The sequence below is a fragment of the Halomicrococcus pelagicus genome (assembly GCF_050954125.1).
The window spans coordinates 823,012-838,807 of sequence record NZ_JBPBWC010000001.1; the positions used below are offsets into that span (position 1 = coordinate 823,012).

The window sequence follows — 15,796 nt, forward strand, 5'->3', positions numbered from 1 at the left end:
CAGCAGTTTCCTTTTCAGTTCGCTATCTTCGCGACGTCGTAGAGGTCGTCGACCTCGTAGTCCGGTTCGGTCGAGAGCGACGTGTCCACGCAGTGAGGTCGCCTGACGAACGCCGAGTCGAGGCCCGCGCGGTGGGCGGCCACCACGTCGCTCTCGCTGTCGCCGACGAACAGCGCCGACTCGGCGGCGAGGTCGTCGAGCGCGCGTTCGAGGAAGTACGGGTCGGGTTTCTTCCGGTGCAGGTCCTCGACGCCCATGCCACGGCCGTAGTAGGTGTCGAACAGGTCTTCGAACTCGCAGAACTTGATGACGAACTCGACGGTCCTGTGCTGGTTCGAACTCACGATGCCGAGGTCGTGAGCGAGGTCCTCGATGGCCGCCACGTCGTCGTACCGCGCCCGGCCGCCCTCCCGGAACTCGGCGAGTTGCGCGTCGGAGGCGTGGCGGTCGCGGGCGTGCCAGAACTCCGCCGGGTCCACGTCGTAGACGGAACAGACGTCCCGGAGACTGTCGGAGGTCACGCCTCGTACGACCTCGTCGACGTGGGTCGCGTCGGGGTTCTCGACGCCGACCGCCCGGAACGCCGACTCGGCGGCGTCGACTAGGTTTTCGTCGGTCGGCGGTTCGACCAGAACGCCGTCGTTGTCGAACAGAATCGCGTCGTAATCTATCACTCTCGCGAGTCGTTCGGCGACCCTCATGACAGTATCGGTCCCCTCGCTGGTCCCGTTCCGTCCTCTACCCCCGGGTAAACGCGTTAACTGTCGAATCGGAGGTGGCGACGCGTCTGCTCCGACGGAAGCGAAGCGAGTCGCCTCAGAGGATTCGCTTCCCGAGCGCGCTCGCGGCGAGTTCGGTGGCGAGTTCGGCCGTCTCGTTGTGCTCGTCGAGGATGGGGTTGACCTCGACGACCTCCAGCGAGCGCAGGACGTCCTCGCGTTCGTCGCGCTCGGCGACGGTTTCGAGCGCGGAGTGTGCCTCGCGGTAGGTGACCCCACCGCGGACGGGCGTCCCGACGCCGGGTGCCTCGTTCGGGTCCAGCCAGTCGAGGTCGAGGCTGACGTGGATGCCGTCGACGCCGTGGGTGGCCACGTCGAGGGCGTCTTCGACGACCGGCGTGATGCCGCGTTCGTCGATGTCCGACATCGTGTACACCGTCACCTCGCTGTCGCGGATGGCCTCCCGCTCCTGGTCGTCGATGCTCCGGAGGCCGACGATGACGACGTTCTCTTCCCGGAGTCGCGGAACGTTGGCCCACTCGGTGTCGGCGAAGTCGTCGATACCCAGCGCGCCCGCGAGGGGCATGCCGTGGACGTTCCCGCTCGGCGACGTTCCCGGCGTGTTGAAGTCGCCGTGTGCGTCGAACCAGACGGCGCCGACGTCCGCGTCGCGCGCGGCCCCGCCGAGCGTCCCCATGGCGATGGAGTGGTCGCCGCCGAGCACGAGCGGGAAGGCGTCGTTCTCTATCGACGCCGCCACTTCGTCGGCGAGCCGCGAGCAGACGTCCGCGGTCTCCCGGAGGAACTTCGCCTTCCCCTCTGGCGGTTCTTCGCGTTCGGGGTCGCGCTCCTCGGCGCGGGGGACGAGCAGGTCGCCGGTGTCGATAGCGGTCACGCCGGCGGCGGCGAGTTCGTCGGCGAGCCCCGAGTACCGGATTGCCGACGGCCCCATGTCGACGCCGCGGCGGTTCGCTCCGTAGTCGACCGGCGCACCGATGATGTGGACCGTTCTTGACATGCTTCGACGAACGGGACGGGGAGAAAAAGAAGCCCCGGTTCGAGCGCGAGGACGGTTCCCACGGAAAAATCGCGGACGGAGCCGCCATCTGCGACGCTGCAGTCGAGAGGGTTATCAGTGGCAGGGCGAAAACGTCGATTATCCGCCAAACTTCATCCACTCCGTGCCATTTAAGGAAATCAATTACTAAGTTTCGGGGTAATGTCTAGCATCGAGTTGACACCGAGCCAGAAGACGATACTGACGGCGCTGTTGAACCTCCACCGCGAGGCGGAAGACGCCATCAAGGGCGAGGACATCGCCGCCGAAGTCGACCGCAACCCCGGGACCATCCGCAACCAGATGCAGAGTCTCAAGGCCCTCCAGCTGGTCGAGGGCGTTCCCGGCCCGAAGGGCGGGTACAAGCCGACCGCCAACGCCTACGAGGCGCTCGACGTCCAGGAGATGGACACCGTCGCCGAGGTCGGACTGCTCCACGACGGCGAGGAAGTCGAGGAGGCCAACGTCGAGGAGATAAGTCTCACCAGCGTCCACCACCCGGAGCTCTGTCGCGCCGAGATACACCTCCGCGGTTCCGTACGCGAGTTCCACGAGGGCGACGAAGTGACCGTCGGACCGACGCCGCTGTCGAAGCTCGTCGTCGAGGGCGTCGTCGACGGCAAGGACGACACCAACCACATCCTCATCCTGAAGATATCGGAGATGGAAGCGCCCGCCGAACAGCCCGAGCACTGACGACCGCCGCCCGCTGTCGGTAGCCGAACCTCGTTTCGCACCTTCTTCGTCTCTTCTCGCCGACCGCCGTCCGCCCCGACCGTGCTCCCCGTTAGCTCGCGACAGTAGGCTCGTCTCGACGGGGGAGCGCGACCGGGGTTCCGGGAGTCGGCATCGAACTGTTCCGGAAGGTATTATCGCTCGACGCCCCTACCCCCGCTGATGAGCGGTCGAACACGCACTCGCTCCCTCGACGCCGCCCTGGCCACGACGGTCGTTCTGACCGCGCTCACCGGTCGAGCGCTGGCGCACGGCGGTAGCCTCCGGGGAGCGTCGGGCGACTCGCTGTCGGTGCCGACGTGGTTGTTCCTGCTCACCGGCGGCGGCGTCGTCAGCGCCTCGTTCCTGCTCGCCAGCTTCGTCACCGACCGGGCGTTCATCCGCTCGCTCCACGACTGGCGACGACGACTGGCGACGCTGAACGACCACCTGGTCACCGCGACGCGGGTCGTCGGCGTGTTCGCGCTCGCGGCCGTCGTCGTCGCCGGCTTCGTCGGCCCGTCGGCTCCGCGCCGGAACATTGCTATCCTCGTCGTCTGGGTCGGCTGGTGGGCCGGGTTCACGGCGACGACCTACCTCGTCGGCAACGCGTGGCCGGCCATCAACCCCTGGCGCACGATAGCCGACCTGCTCCCGGCGGGGACGACCGACTACCCGGAACGGCTCGGCGCGTGGCCGAGCGTCGCCGGACTGCTGGCGCTCGTCTGGCTGGAGGTCGTCAGCCCGCTCGCGAGCGACCCCGACCTGCTCGCCGGCGTCGTGCTCGTCTACTCGGCGGTGACGCTCGCCGGGGCGGCCGTCTACGGCACCGACCGCTGGTTCGGCACCGTCGACCCGGTCGCGCGCGTGTTCCGCTACTACGGCCGGGTCGCTCCGGTCCGGCGCACCGACGACGGCTTTGAACTGCGCCTGCCGGGCGCGCGCCTCGCCGAGACGAAACTCGTCACGGGGTTCGACGAGGTCGCGTTCGTCGTCGCGCTGCTGTGGGTGACGACGTACGACGGCCTCGTCACCACCGACCTCTGGGCGGACGCGGCCCGGGCCGTCGTCGGCGTCGGCGTCCCGCCGCGCGTCGTCTACCTCGCCGCGCTGCTGGCCGGGTACGCATTCTTCCTCGGCGTCTACTGGCTGGCCGCGCGGCTCGCGCAACGGTCGGCCGACACCTACCTCACGCCGGCCACCATCGCCCGGCGGTTCGCTCCCTCGCTGCTGCCCATCGCGGCGGGCTACCATCTCGCACACTACCTGGGGTACTTCCTCGCACTGTCGCCGACGTTGTTCGGGGCGCTGGCCAGTCCGCTCTCGCCGCCCCAGGCCGTCGTCGTCGTCCTGCCGGCGTGGTTCGGCGGCCTCCAGATGTCGTTCGTCCTGCTGGGTCACCTGCTCGCGGTCTGGGTGGCCCACGCGACGGCCTACAGGCTGTTCCCGATGCGTCTGCAGGCCGTCCGCAGCCAGTACGCCCTCGTCGTCGTGATGATACTGTACACGATGTCGAGCATGTGGATCGTCTCGCAACCGTCCGTCGACCCCCCGTACGTATGACCACCGACCAGCCATCCCACGACCGGACGCCCGACGACCAGCGGACAGACGACCCGCAGTTTGACGACCGGTCGGCCGACGACTGGCCGCTCGAAACCCGAGTTCCGGCCGACGAGTCGCCGGTCGAGTGCGCCTACTGCGGCCGGCCGTTCCCTCGCGAGGAGCATCTCGTGCTCCACCGGGGGCTCGACCACCCCGACGCGCTCGACGAGTCGGAGGTCGAGGCATTCCGGGAAGCCTACGACGCGGAGAACGAGGAGCTTCGCCTGTTCCGGCTGAAGGCGGTCGCCCTCCTCGTCCTCCTGTACTTCGGCTTCCTGTTCACCTACTCCGTGGTCACGTGACGGGCGGTCCGGCAGCCGACCCGTCGTTCTCGAACGGCGTACGTCCGACAGTCCGTCCTCGTTCCTGACACGCGCGAATTTCGGCGGCTAAACCAAAAGACACGAAACCCTCGGGAGCAAGGCTTCGGGTATGAGCAACTATCTCGTTGCGATGGAGGCGGCCTGGTTGGTGCGCGACGTAGAGGACATCGACGACGCCATCGGCGTCGCGGTCAGCGAGGCCGGTAAGCGTCTGAACGAGAAGGACATGGACTACGTCGAGGTCGAGGTCGGCGCGACTGGCTGTCCGGCCTGCGGAGAGCCGTTCGACTCCGCGTTCATCGCAGCGAACACCGCCCTCGTCGGTCTCGTGCTGGAGATGAAGGTGTTCAACGCCGACAGCGAGGAGCACGCAAAGCGCATCGCCAAGAGCGAAGTCGGCGGCGCGCTCCGCGACGTTCCGCTCTCAGTCGTCCAGACGGTCGAGTTCGGCGAGGACGAGGACATCGAGTTCGGCAGCGGCGACCAGGAAACTAGCGAACTCTGACGAGTCGAACGATTTATTTGATAACCCGTAGTTATTACGGGTATGGAGATCCCGACGACCCAGGACATCCGCGAACGCCGAAAGGACCTGGGACTCACGCAGAGCGAACTGGCCGAGCGGGCGGGCGTCTCCCAGCCGCTCATCGCCCGCATCGAGGGCAACGACGTAGATCCGCGTCTCTCGACGTTCCGCCGCATCATCAACGCCCTGGAGGAGTCCGAGGGTGACATCGTCCGCGCGGAGGACCTGATGCACGAGGAGGTCGTCAGCGTCGCGCCCGACGACACCGTGAGCGAGGCGGTCGGCCGGATGCAGGACGCCGGCTACTCGCAACTGGCGGTCATCAACGAGGGCGTGCCCGTCGGCTCCATCAGCGAGAGCGACCTCGTCCACGTCGACGAGGACGCCCGCGACCAGCCCGTCCGGGAGTTCATGGGCGAGAGCTTCCCGACGGTGTCGCGGTCCGCCACGCTGAACGAGATATCGAACCTGCTCGACCACTACAAGGCCGTGATGGTCACCGCCGACGGCGAGACGGTCGGCATCGTCACCGAGGCCGACGTCGCGGCGCGACTGTCGTAGACGCGTCCCCCGCTCGGTTTACCAGTTGCGCGTCGGGAGCAGCGCCGACGCCGTCGCTTTTCGTCGGTCGCCGTCGTGTGGAACGACGACGTCGACGTCCTCGCCGTAGTCCACGATCAGCTCCCGGCACGCGCCACACGGCGGGACCACCTCGAAGCCGCGGTCCTCGTCCGGAAGCGGATGGCGGACTGCGGCCACCGCGTCGAACCGGGTCGCGCCGTCCGCGACCGCCGCGCCGAACGCGACCGGTTCGGCGCACATCGACGCTCGACCGACGCTGGCCGGGAGGCTGACGCCGGCGTACACGTCGTCGTCCGTGGTGCGGAGTGCAGCACCGACGAGGTGTGCACCGCCCCACCGCTCGGGGTCGAACGCCGACTCGGTCGCCGCCCGCGCTCGTTCGACGAGACGCTCGTCGGCCGCCGTCAAGTCCCTCGTTTCGACGGTAATCTCGGAGGTCACACCGTCGAGTTGTCGCAGGAAAACAAAATACTTCCGTCAGGTACCGTCGTGAGGGGTCACGTCAGCGTCAATCCGCGGATTGCCACGCCCTCGCCCTCGCGAACCTCGCCGACGACCTCGCCGTCCGTCGTCGCCGCCAGCGACTCCGCGTCGTCCTCCGGGAGCGCGACGACGAATCCGGTCCCCATATTGAACGTGCGGTGCATCTCCTCGTCGCTCACGTTGCCCTCCTCCTGGACGAACGCGAACACGTCCTGAGCCGGGAGGGGGTCCGATATCTCGTAGCGGAACGCGCCCATTCGAGAGAGGTTCGTCCAGCCGCCGCCGGTCACGTGCGCGGCGGCGTGGACGTCGCGCTCGCGCAGCGCCGGCAGGAGGTCGGCGTAGATGCGCGTCGGTTCCAGCAGTTCCTCCCCGATGGTCTGGTCGCTCCCCGGGAACGGGTCGTCGTAGTCGTGGTTCCGGGTGACCGCCTCGCGGGCCAGCGTCAGGCCGTTCGAGTGAATACCGCTTGAGGGGAAGCCGACGAGCGCGTCCCCGACCGTCGCCTCGCCGGGGAAGACCGCGTCCTTCGGCGCGAGGCCGACGCAGGCCCCGGCGAGGTCCAGCCCCCGGATGACCTCGGGCATCACCGCCGTCTCGCCGCCGACGAGCGCGACGCCGGCCGCCTCCGCGCCCGCCGAGAGGCCCTCGCCGACCTGCTCGGAGAACTCCTCGCTCGGCTCCTCGACGGCGAGGTAGTCGACGAACGCGACCGGTTCGACGCCCGCCGCCACGAGGTCGTTGACGTTCATGGCGATGCAGTCGACGCCCACGGTGGAGTAGTCGCCGAGCGCCTCGGCGACGAGGAGTTTGGTGCCGACGCCGTCCGTCGCCAGCGCGAGATAGCGGTCGCCGACGTCCAGCAGTCCGGCGTAGTCGGTCGTGTTCTCGATGTCGCCGACGGCACCGACGAGCGCGGCGGTCGCCGCCTCGCTCGCGTCGATGTCGACCCCCGTCTCCGCGTAGGTGAGTTCCTCGTCCGCGTCCTCGCTCATGTGCGACTGGCCGCGTGCCGCGGGTAAATGTCTGCCGCTCTCGGCCGCGAGAACGCCAAGACGGAACGGAGGACGGCTGGTTCGGCGTCGCCGGTTCTATCGAGCCCTTCGAGGCGATAGTTTCGGCGAACGTGAAGGGTCGGGGAAGGCTCCGTACAGTCGTTTTTTTCGGGACGAGAGCGTCTAGCGTTCGGACGAGAGTAGCCCGTAGTAACCGACGTCCACGCGTTCGCCGTTCGCGTACTCGTGTTCTCGAAGCGTCCCTTCCTGCTGGAACCCCAACTTCTCCAGGACTCGCTTCGAGGCCTCGTTCCCCTCGACGACCTGCGCCCAGACCTTGTGGAGACCCCTATCGTCGAACGCGTGCTCCAGACACAGGTCCGCCGCCTCGGTTGCGTAGCCCTCGCCGTGGAACTCCGGATGGATTATGTACCCAATTTCGGCCCTGCTGGCCTGCGGGTCGAGTCCCGACAGCAGGACGGTTCCGACGGCGTCCTCGTCGCGACAGACGAGGAACAAGACCACGTCGTCTCGCTCCTCGACGAGTTCTGCGACGTCGGTCTCGTGCCACGGAAGGGAGATTCCCGCTTGCCGTCGGTTAGACGGGTCGTTGTGCTGCTCTTCGACGAACGCGTAGTCGTCCGGACGAATCGTGTTGAGGGTCACCCCGTCGCCGCCGAGAAAGACCGTCCCGGGCATGAACTCACAGTGTACGCCCGCTCTCTTAGTTGTATCCGGGAAAAGCGAGGCGCGTCACCGGTGCATACCGTCCGTACGGACCGAATCGTGCGAGCGTCGTTTCGACAGCGTGGACGTCTCCGTGTCGCGTTCCCCCAACGGTGATTCCACGGGTCAGCCGGCCGGCCTGAGTACGCGCCACGCGACACCCGGGCGTAGCAGCGAACTGGGAGGCCGTTCCATCATCATCACTCGGAAGAAGGCGTCGGATAGAACGCCGTCGGTGTGGGCCCTGCGGACCAATCGAGACAGATATCGGCTGGAGACCTCGGTTCCGCGCGGCTTGGGACCGTCGGTACGCCGGAACTGGAAGTCGGCGCCGACCGCCATGTTCCACGCGACGTCGACGGTCTCCGCGGCCCGTTCGAAGAACCGGACCGCGAGGTCGTCGCGGCCGTCCGTCGCGAGGACGGAGTGGAGGATCAGCGCCTCCAGCGCGGCGACCGACATGCCCTGGGCGTAGATGGGGTTGAAGCTGGCGACGGCGTCGCCGCCGACGACCAGACCGTCGGGGAACCGTTCGAGGTCCTCGTAGCGGTGCCTGACGTTGGACGGGAAGGGATAATGCACGATGTCCTCGGAGACCTGCGAGTGCTCGTCCAGCAGCCGTTTCGGGTGGGGGACGGGCAGGCTCGCGGCGAACTCCGCGAACCCCTCCGCGTCCGCCGGCGGGTGGTCGCCGTGGAACCCGAACAGCGTCACCAGCCATCGACCGCCCTCGACGGGAAGAATCGCGCCTCCACGAGTGTGCGGCGGGGAGGGCTGTACGACGAACGCACGGCGGTCGTCGGCGGGACGCCGGAAGAAGGCGGTGCTGTAGGCGAGGTCGATGTGCACCTCGTCGACGGGCGGCGACGTGTAGCCGTGCTCGTCCAGCCAGACCGGCGTTCTGCTCGTCCGACCGGTGGCGTCGACGACTAGGTCCGCGGCGAGCTCCTCCGGCGTCGACCCCTCCCGTTCGACCACGACGCCCTCCACCATCGTCGCCGCGTCGTCGGTGAGGTAGTCGATCGAACGGCAACTCGGTCGCAGGTGCACGCCGTCGTGCCCGGCGACGCGACGGCGGACCAGTTGCTCGTACAGCGGGCGAGTGGCGCAGTACAGCGGTATGCGTCGCGGGCCGTCGGCGAGGAAGCCTCCCCCGTCGTAGAAGTTGACGTCGCTGGCGCCGTCGATTACCAACCCCCCGTCGGCGAGCAGTTCCTCGCCGTACCCCGGGAAGAGGTCCTCCAGCGTCGCGTGTCCGGCCTCCAGCAGCACGTGGAGGTGGTGGGACTGGGGGACACCCCGGCGGCTGACCGGTTCGTCGGGCAGGGGGTCGCGGTCGACGACCGTGACCTCGTCGAACCCGTCGGCGAGCGTGCGAGCCGACAGCAGACCGGCCATGCCGGCCCCGACCACCACCGCGTGCCCTCCGGGTTCGGAAATCCTGTCGCTGTCGTATCGCGGAACGGTTGCTAAGGTCACGGCTGTCCACTCCTCACCGTCGAGTTCGCGCAGTAGTATGTTAAGTGTTACCGCATCAGAGTGGAGGGTTCGGTGGCGACTTGCGGCCCGTTCGTCGGGGTTCAGGCGCCGTCTCAGAGGTCCACGCGGTCGCCTATCTCGACGATCTCCAGCGACCGCGGACGGTCGAAGCTGCGGACGTGATCGTAGAGGGCGGTCGGGTCCGCGGTGAGCCCCTTCCACATGTCCCAGTGGCTCGGGAGCAGACGGTCGAGCTGGAGCGCGTTCGCCGCCTCGGCTATCTCGTTCTCGTCGCTGTACCACTTCGTGCGCTTCGGCTCGCCCGACTCCTTGTCCGGAACGTGGCCGACGGAACCGAACGCCAGCACGCCGAGGTCCAGGTCGTACCGCTCGCCGACGTCCGCGAGGTCGTCGCCGGGTTTGGTGTCGCCGCCGTGGAAGACGGTCCCGGCGTCGTGTTCGAACACGTACGAGACGGGGTGGGCGGCGTCGGCGTCGTGGGCCGGTTCGACGTGCACCGTGAACTCGCCGACGTCGAAGGAATCGCCCTCCGCGACCTCGGCGAGTTGGTCGTCGTCCACGTCCCACTCGTCGGTCCAGCGCTCGTCCTCGCGGGCCACTTCGAGGCCGGCGTCGGGCGCGTAGAACGTCGCATCCGTGCGTTCGAGGATGGGTGCCTGGCTCGGCCCGTGGACGTGGTCGGTGTGTTCGTGGGTCGCGAGGACGGCGTCCGCCGCCGAAACGTCCGCCGGGTCGAAGGGCACGGGGACCATCCGGACCGTCCGCGGCGGGTCGCCCGTCCCGAGGTAGGGGTCGACGAACAGCGTCGTCCCGTCGCGGCCCTTCAGCACGAAGCCGTTGCAGCCGAGATACCAGACGGCGACGCCGTCGGGGTCGGCGTCCTCGACGGCGCGCGGAAGCCAGTCGCCCCAGTCGCTGTGTATCGTCATGTCCCACACTGCTGTGAGAACCCGCCTAAGTGTTGCGAAAGGGGTAACCAGACGACGGATTCGAGACGCCCCTCCCGCCAGCCAGGATGAATCCACAGATAATAATGGTAAAAACGAATACATATATTCAGACAGTAACTTCGTTCGAACGCCTGCAGACGGTCGCGTCGCCGACTGCAGGCGACTGGATCGACGTGTCTCTGACAACTGTGGCGTCCCGCGCCGCGTCGCGTCCGGGAACTCACCCGGATGCGTTTCGGAACCGAACGTTACTCGCCCTCCCACTCCGGTTCGCGGTCCTCGAGAAACGCGTCGATGCCCTCGTTCTTGTCCCCGGAGGCGAACAGTTGCGCGAACAGTTCCGCCTCGTACTCGATGCCCGCGTCGAGGTCCATCCGGCTACTCGCCTTCACGGCTTTCTTCGCGAGTTCCAGCGCGAGCGGGCTCTTCGACGCCATCCGTCCGGCGAGTTCGGACACGCGGTCGTCGAACTCCCCCTCCGGGTGGACCTCGTCGACGAGGCCGATGTCGTTGGCTTCCTCTGCGTCGATTATCTCGCCGGAGAGAATCAGCCGCATCGCCTGTCCCTCGCCGACGAGGCGGGCGAGACGCTGGGTGCCGCCCCCGCCGGGCATGATACCGAGATTTATCTCCGGCTGGCCGAGTTTGGCGTCCTCGCGGGCGATGCGCACGTCGCAGGCCTGCGCGAGTTCGCACCCGCCTCCGAGAGCGTGACCGTTGACGGCCGCGACGACCGGCTTCTCGAGGTCGTCGACGTACTCGTAGACGCGGGGGCGCTTGCTCGCCTCTCGCTGCTCGATGGGGCCGCGTTCGCGCAGTTCCGTCACGTCCGCCCCGGCGACGAACGCGCCGGACTCGTCCGACCCCGTAAGGACGACGACGCGCACCGTCTCGGCCGCCTCGACCGCGTCGAGCACCGCCTTCAGTTCGGCGCGCAACTGGGCGTTCAGCGCGTTCCGGGCGTCCGGACGGGAGAGGGTGACCGTGGCGACCTGGTCCGCGCGCTCGCCGACCGACACGTCCACCGTCTCGCACTCGCCGGCGACCGCTTCGGGACCTCCGGGGACGTCTCCGGCGTCGTCGCTCATTCGTCGTCACCCCCGTCGCCGTCGTCGGACCGCGTCGCGTCCCGGTCGGTCGGCGCGCCCTGCTCGACGGTGGTGCCCACTATCTCGCCGTCTTCCCAGACGTAGAACCCCTCGCCGGTCTTCTTGCCGAGTTTCCCGGCGCGCACCTTCTGGCGGAGGATCTGGGGCGGGCGGAAGCGCTCGCCAAGTTCCTCGCGGAGGTGTTCGAGGATGTCCAGGCGCACGTCCAGGCCCACGACGTCGCCGAGTTCGATGGGTCCCATCGGGTGGTTGTAGCCGAGTTCCATCGCGGCGTCGATGTCCTCCGGACCGGCGACGCCCTCCTGGAGCATCCGCATGGCCTCGACGCCGAGCGCAACGCCGAGCCGCGAGGACGCGAATCCGGGCGAGTCGTTCACCTCCACGGCGGTCTTGTCGATGCCGTCGACGAACTCGGTGGCGAACGCCACCGTCTCGTCGCTGGCCTGCTCCGGGACGACCACCTCGACGAGTTCCATGATGTGGACCGGGTTGAAGAAGTGGAGTCCGACGGCCCGCGAGGGGTCGTCGAGCGCACTGGCGATCTCTGTCAGCGAGAGCGAGGAGGTGTTCGAGGCGACGACCGTCTCCGGATCGACCAGCGCCTCCACGTCCGAGAACGTCTGTCGCTTGACGTCCATCTCCTCGGGCACCGCCTCGACGACCAGGTCCGCGTCGCCGACCGCGGTTTCGAGGTCGGTCGTCCCCGTGATGCGGTCCAGCGCCGCCTCCATCTCCGCCTCGGTCACCTTGTCGCGCTCGACGCCGCCCCGCAGGTTCTCCTCGATGCTGTCGATGCCGTCCGCGACGAGGTTCTCCTCGATGTCCCGGAGCGTCACCTCGTGTCCGCCCGTGGCCGCGACCTGGGCGATACCGTGGCCCATGGTCCCGGCGCCGAGTACGCCTACCTTCATGCGTCGAAACGCGAGGGGGGACAGGAAAAGCGTTTATCTACGTGACGCGTCGCCGTCGACCGGAGAAGACGACGCCGAGCGGGGCACGCGAAGGGGAGACGGCGATACGCGTCGTCGGTCCGGCTTTTCGCCGGCAGCAAATCTATCCGGAATCGTCGCCCCGCACCGGACGGACCTTGAACCCGTACCGCGTCACGCCCTCCTGCGTGTAGATGCGACGTATCGTCGCCTCGACGCGGTCGCCGATATCGAGGGTGCCGGGGTCCGCTCCCGTCACCTGCGCCGGCGCGCTCGCCGTCTCGTCGCCGTCCTCGCGCGACGTCCCGCCGGTTGCGCGTTCCCCCTCGCGCGGACCGTCGAACGCGACGACGACCACGTCGAAGTCGCCGGACTGGGCCTGCTGTTCGGCGAACTCCGGGGGTGCGCCGCCCTGCGAGATGGTCGTCGTCGCCTCGACGGTCCCCGTTCCCGGGAGCGCCGCGTCGTCGTACTCCACCAACGAGTTGCAGTCGGTGCACGCGCCCTCTGGCGGGAAGTCCAGCGCACGGCAGTCCGGACAGCGGCCGGCGACGAGGCGGTGGCGCTGGTCGAGCGTCCGCCGCCAGGAGGGGACGCTGACGTACGCGCCGCCGCCGCTCGGCGGTCCCGACGTGAGTTCGCCGCGCTGACGGAGATACTCGGCGTAGGAGAGCGACTCGCTCCCGGAGAGCGAGAGCGACGCCGGAACCTCGTCGGCCCCCACGAGCAGCGCGTCCGCGCCCGCGCCGCTGCCGAACGCGGCGGCGAGCACGCGGTCGTGGCCGTCCGCGAGCGCCGTCACGAGCCCCAGGGGGACGCTAGCCGCGCCGGTGTCGCCGAGTTCGTGGACCGTCGCGGCCGCCCGTATCTCGTCGGTCCCGACCCCGAGCGCGCCCGCGGCGCGGTAGGGAAGTTTGCCGTCCGGGGCCTGCACTGCGGCGGCCTCGACGGTCTCGAAGTCGAGTCGGTCGACCGCGCTCGACAGCGTCTCGGTGAACGCCTGTCGGTCGTAACTCGTGACGCCCAGGCCCTCCGTGGCGTCCGCGCCCCGCCGCCGGAAGCGCGTGCCGGGGTACTCGGCGGCGAACTCGGCCCGCTGGACGACCTCCGCCGGGCCGTCGTCGGCGAGGACGAACGCCGCCGCGCCCGCGCCGGCGGCGTGTTCCTCCTCGCTGTCCGGTTCGCCGCGCGGACAGTCGGCGGCGACCACCAGGCCGACGCCGTCCCACGGCCCGGCGGCGAGGGCGGCGTCGAGCGCTCGCGTCCCCGCTCGCGTGCTCCCGGTGAAGACGTGTCGTGTCGCGCTCTCGGTGAGGCCGAGCGTGCCGCCGAGGCGGGCGGTCGGGTCCTCCTCCGCCAGCGGCGGCGTCGTCGAGGCGACGGCGAGGAAGGCGACGTCCTCGCCGGCGCGGTCCGCGGCGTCGAGCGCACGGGTCGCCGCCTCGTGGGCCATCGTGAGCGCGTCCTCGTCGGCGGCCGGAACCGCCTTCGACCGGACGCCCGCCGCGTGGAACTTCCCCCACGCCTCCTCGAACGCCGCCGCGTCGACGCGGAACCTGGGCGCGTACGCGCCGACCGCCGCGATGTTCGGGGTCTCGCCGCTCATGGTTCCGCCTCCTTTCCTCGCGGACGCCGCCCGCTCGCGCCGTCCGAGTCGCGTGGCGGCTCGCGCTCGAAGACGTGCACTACCGCCGCGCCGCCGCTCCCGCCGACGTTGTGCGTGAGCCCCCGCGTCGCGCCCTCGACCTGCCGGTCGTCCGCGCGACCGGAGAGCTGCTCGAACGCCTCGACGACCTGGCCCGCCCCCGTCGCGCCGATGGGGTGGCCCTTCGACTTGAGGCCGCCCGAGGTGTTGACGGGGAGGTCGCCGCCGAGTTCCGTCGCGCCCGAGGCGACGAGGTCGCCGCTCTCGCCCGGTTCGCAGAAGCCGAGGTCCTCGTAGGCGAGCAGTTCCGCGATGGAGAAGCAGTCGTGGACCTCCGCGAAGTCCAGGTCGTCCGGACCGACGCCGGCCATCTCGTAGGCCCGGTTCGCCGCCTCCCGGGACGCCGGAATCGAGGTGTACGTGTCGCGCTGGAACAGTCCCACGCGGTCGCTGGCCGCGCCGACGCCCGCTATCCTGATGGGGGCGTCGGTGTACCGTTCCACGACGTCCTCGCCGACGATCAGCGCGGCGGCCGCCCCGTCGGTCGTCGGGCAGCAGTGATAGAGCGTGAGGGGGTCGGCGACCACGGCCGCGTCCCGGGCGTCCTCCAGCGAGCACTCGAAGCCGAGGTGGGCGTGGGGATTCTTCGCGCCGTTCGCGTGGTTCTTCACCGCGACGCGCGACAGCGCGTCCCGCGGCGTGCCGTGCTCGGCCATGTGTGCGTCCGCCATCTGGGCGTAGACGCCCGCGAACGTCGTCCCGGAGAGACGCTCCCACTCCGTCTCGCCGGAGACGCCGAGCCAGTACTTCGTCGCGTCGCTCGACGTGTCGGTCATCACTTCGACGCCGCCCGCGAGCACTACGTCGGCCATCTCGCTCTTGACTGCCTGGACCGCCTGCCGGACGGCGTAGCCCGACGCGGCGCAGGCGTTCTCGACGCGCGTCGTCGGGACGCCGTCGAGGCCGACGTGCTCCGTGGCGGCCGGGCCGGCCAGCCCGAGCTGACGACCGCCGACGCCCAGCGTGCCGACGAACGCCTCGTCCACGTCGTCAGGGGTAATACCCGCCGGCACGCTGTCGCACGCGTCCTCGAACGCCGTGCGGAACAGCGACCGGTAGCTTTCGTCGGGGAACGACCCGAAGTCCGTCTGGGCCGCGCCGACGAGGTACGCGTCTCGCATGCGCCACACTCACAGCCCCGGAAAGAAATAATTGCCGTCACTTCGGGACTCCGGGCCCGGGTCGGCGGTCCCTACGCCGAACGCCGTTCCGCGAGACGGCACAGTCCACGACCGACGCCGTACCCCGCGACCGCGCCCGCGACGCCGATTCCGACGAACGCGAGCGCGAGCGCCCAGAGCGGTGCCTCCCCGGTCGACTGGCCGGTCGCTATCCGCATCAGCCCCAGGACGACGCTGAACAGTGCTCCGGGGACGACGCCCACGGTGAGCGAGGCGAACACGCCGCCGTCGCTGTACGCGCTCACCGCCGAGACGACCGGCGGCGCGCAGAACAGTACTGCGGGCAGGACGGCGTCGTAGACGAGGCTGACGAGCCCTCTTGCACCGGGGAAACGCTTGCCGACCAGGACGACGAGCAGCAACGCGAGGACGAGCGCGGCGAATCCGCCGACGAAGCGACGCCAGTGGCGACGCCTGTCGTCCGGCCGACCCCAGAGACGAGTGGATTCGAACGTGGTAACCGACGAGAGCGGCGACATCTTCCGCCATGACGTGCGGCAGTCTGTCGGATAAAAGTTCTGTGACATCTCGACCCATCGTGTTTAGTTTAGCGAGTTCCACCAGACGGCAAACGCTTGCAGCCACGTTTCGGCGGTCGCTGGATCGACGTGGCTAAAGCTATTGCTAAACGATGAAGTGCGCCGTTTTATCTCTCTAAAAACACGTTCAACGGCATTCCGATTTCCATGGCG

17 protein-coding genes and 1 pseudogene are annotated in these 15,796 nt (G+C 68.9%); 5 read left to right on the top strand and 13 right to left on the bottom strand.

The features are described 5' to 3' along the window. Nucleotides 1–14: 14 nt before the first annotated feature. Both ACRYA2_RS04610 and rocF read right to left on the bottom strand, forming a co-directional pair. The gene (locus ACRYA2_RS04610; RefSeq protein ID WP_433624661.1) at nt 15–674 is read right to left on the bottom strand and encodes an HAD family hydrolase; all 660 of its coding nucleotides are present in this window, start codon (nt 672–674) and stop codon (nt 15–17) included. Nucleotides 675–816: 142 nt separating this feature from the next. Further along, the gene (gene rocF, locus ACRYA2_RS04615; RefSeq protein WP_433624662.1) at nt 817–1,737 is read right to left on the bottom strand and encodes an arginase; all 921 of its coding nucleotides are present in this window, start codon (nt 1,735–1,737) and stop codon (nt 817–819) included. 201 nt (nt 1,738–1,938) lie between these two features. Between rocF and ACRYA2_RS04620 the strand changes: the two genes are divergently transcribed. From ACRYA2_RS04620 to ACRYA2_RS04640, 5 genes are all read left to right on the top strand, one after another. Then, complete coding sequence (locus ACRYA2_RS04620; protein ID WP_113275863.1) at nt 1,939–2,472, top strand: Rrf2 family transcriptional regulator; 534 nt, start codon at nt 1,939–1,941, stop codon at nt 2,470–2,472. A 201-nt stretch (nt 2,473–2,673) separates the two neighbouring features. Continuing rightward, nucleotides 2,674–4,053, top strand: coding sequence for a hypothetical protein (locus ACRYA2_RS04625; RefSeq protein WP_433624665.1), 1,380 nt, complete (start codon nt 2,674–2,676; stop codon nt 4,051–4,053). Next, on the top strand, nt 4,050–4,397 hold the full coding sequence (locus ACRYA2_RS04630; protein WP_433624667.1) for a DUF7410 domain-containing protein: 348 nt from the start codon (nt 4,050–4,052) through the stop codon (nt 4,395–4,397). Before ACRYA2_RS04625 ends, ACRYA2_RS04630 begins: the two co-directional genes overlap by 4 nt. Nucleotides 4,398–4,527: 130 nt before the next feature. Next, nucleotides 4,528–4,923, top strand: a complete 396-nt coding sequence (locus ACRYA2_RS04635; protein WP_433624669.1) for a DUF555 domain-containing protein — start codon at nt 4,528–4,530, stop codon at nt 4,921–4,923. Between the two features lie 42 nt (nt 4,924–4,965). Beyond that, nucleotides 4,966–5,505, top strand: coding sequence for a CBS domain-containing protein (locus ACRYA2_RS04640; RefSeq protein WP_433624671.1), 540 nt, complete (start codon nt 4,966–4,968; stop codon nt 5,503–5,505). An 18-nt stretch (nt 5,506–5,523) separates the two neighbouring features. On the opposite strand, the gene ACRYA2_RS04645 is transcribed toward ACRYA2_RS04640, so the two are convergent. The 11 genes and pseudogenes from ACRYA2_RS04645 to ACRYA2_RS04695 all read right to left on the bottom strand — a co-directional run. Continuing rightward, entirely contained in the window at nt 5,524–5,967 is a 444-nt protein-coding gene (locus tag ACRYA2_RS04645) for a cytidine/deoxycytidylate deaminase family protein (protein ID WP_433624673.1), read from the bottom strand. A gap of 56 nt (nt 5,968–6,023) precedes the next feature. Continuing rightward, complete coding sequence (purM, locus tag ACRYA2_RS04650; RefSeq protein ID WP_433624674.1) at nt 6,024–7,004, bottom strand: phosphoribosylformylglycinamidine cyclo-ligase; 981 nt, start codon at nt 7,002–7,004, stop codon at nt 6,024–6,026. 183 nt (nt 7,005–7,187) lie between these two features. After that, nucleotides 7,188–7,703, bottom strand: a complete 516-nt coding sequence (locus tag ACRYA2_RS04655; protein ID WP_433624676.1) for a GNAT family N-acetyltransferase — start codon at nt 7,701–7,703, stop codon at nt 7,188–7,190. Nucleotides 7,704–7,856: 153 nt separating this feature from the next. After that, on the bottom strand, nt 7,857–9,209 hold the full coding sequence (locus ACRYA2_RS04660; protein ID WP_433624678.1) for an NAD(P)/FAD-dependent oxidoreductase: 1,353 nt from the start codon (nt 9,207–9,209) through the stop codon (nt 7,857–7,859). 113 nt (nt 9,210–9,322) lie between these two features. Further along, nucleotides 9,323–10,159 carry an MBL fold metallo-hydrolase gene (locus tag ACRYA2_RS04665; RefSeq protein ID WP_433624680.1) on the bottom strand — a complete coding sequence of 279 codons (837 nt, stop codon included), beginning with the start codon at nt 10,157–10,159 and terminating at the stop codon, nt 9,323–9,325. 269 nt (nt 10,160–10,428) lie between these two features. Further along, nucleotides 10,429–11,268: an enoyl-CoA hydratase/isomerase family protein gene (locus ACRYA2_RS04670; protein ID WP_433624682.1), complete on the bottom strand. Its 840-nt coding sequence runs from the start codon at nt 11,266–11,268 to the stop codon at nt 10,429–10,431. Beyond that, a complete protein-coding gene (locus tag ACRYA2_RS04675) occupies nt 11,265–12,200 on the bottom strand; it encodes a 3-hydroxyacyl-CoA dehydrogenase family protein (RefSeq protein ID WP_433624684.1) in 936 nt (311 codons plus the stop codon). Before ACRYA2_RS04675 ends, ACRYA2_RS04670 begins: the two co-directional genes overlap by 4 nt. 142 nt (nt 12,201–12,342) lie before the next feature. Then, complete coding sequence (locus ACRYA2_RS04680; protein ID WP_433624686.1) at nt 12,343–13,824, bottom strand: zinc ribbon domain-containing protein; 1,482 nt, start codon at nt 13,822–13,824, stop codon at nt 12,343–12,345. After that, on the bottom strand, nt 13,821–15,044 hold the full coding sequence (locus ACRYA2_RS04685; RefSeq protein WP_433624688.1) for a thiolase domain-containing protein: 1,224 nt from the start codon (nt 15,042–15,044) through the stop codon (nt 13,821–13,823). Before ACRYA2_RS04685 ends, ACRYA2_RS04680 begins: the two co-directional genes overlap by 4 nt. Nucleotides 15,045–15,115: 71 nt before the next feature. After that, a complete protein-coding gene (locus ACRYA2_RS04690) occupies nt 15,116–15,583 on the bottom strand; it encodes a hypothetical protein (RefSeq protein ID WP_433624690.1) in 468 nt (155 codons plus the stop codon). A gap of 63 nt (nt 15,584–15,646) precedes the next feature. After that, nucleotides 15,647–15,796, bottom strand: a pseudogene (locus tag ACRYA2_RS04695) (IS6 family transposase); the annotation flags it as partial.

Excerpts from the sequence above, each read along its gene's own strand:
- rocF (WP_433624662.1), bottom strand. The coding sequence starts at position 1,737 with ATGTCAAGAACGGTCCACATCATCGGTGCGCCGGTCGACTACGGAGCG.
- ACRYA2_RS04620 (WP_113275863.1), top strand. The coding sequence starts at position 1,939 with ATGTCTAGCATCGAGTTGACACCGAGCCAGAAGACGATACTGACGGCG.
- ACRYA2_RS04625 (WP_433624665.1), top strand. The coding sequence starts at position 2,674 with ATGAGCGGTCGAACACGCACTCGCTCCCTCGACGCCGCCCTGGCCACG.
- ACRYA2_RS04630 (WP_433624667.1), top strand. The coding sequence starts at position 4,050 with ATGACCACCGACCAGCCATCCCACGACCGGACGCCCGACGACCAGCGG.
- ACRYA2_RS04635 (WP_433624669.1), top strand. The coding sequence starts at position 4,528 with ATGAGCAACTATCTCGTTGCGATGGAGGCGGCCTGGTTGGTGCGCGAC.
- ACRYA2_RS04640 (WP_433624671.1), top strand. The coding sequence starts at position 4,966 with ATGGAGATCCCGACGACCCAGGACATCCGCGAACGCCGAAAGGACCTG.
- purM (WP_433624674.1), bottom strand. The coding sequence starts at position 7,004 with ATGAGCGAGGACGCGGACGAGGAACTCACCTACGCGGAGACGGGGGTC.
- ACRYA2_RS04655 (WP_433624676.1), bottom strand. The coding sequence starts at position 7,703 with ATGCCCGGGACGGTCTTTCTCGGCGGCGACGGGGTGACCCTCAACACG.
- ACRYA2_RS04665 (WP_433624680.1), bottom strand. The coding sequence starts at position 10,159 with ATGACGATACACAGCGACTGGGGCGACTGGCTTCCGCGCGCCGTCGAG.
- ACRYA2_RS04670 (WP_433624682.1), bottom strand. The coding sequence starts at position 11,268 with ATGAGCGACGACGCCGGAGACGTCCCCGGAGGTCCCGAAGCGGTCGCC.
- ACRYA2_RS04675 (WP_433624684.1), bottom strand. The coding sequence starts at position 12,200 with ATGAAGGTAGGCGTACTCGGCGCCGGGACCATGGGCCACGGTATCGCC.
- ACRYA2_RS04680 (WP_433624686.1), bottom strand. The coding sequence starts at position 13,824 with ATGAGCGGCGAGACCCCGAACATCGCGGCGGTCGGCGCGTACGCGCCC.
- ACRYA2_RS04685 (WP_433624688.1), bottom strand. The coding sequence starts at position 15,044 with ATGCGAGACGCGTACCTCGTCGGCGCGGCCCAGACGGACTTCGGGTCG.
- ACRYA2_RS04690 (WP_433624690.1), bottom strand. The coding sequence starts at position 15,583 with ATGTCGCCGCTCTCGTCGGTTACCACGTTCGAATCCACTCGTCTCTGG.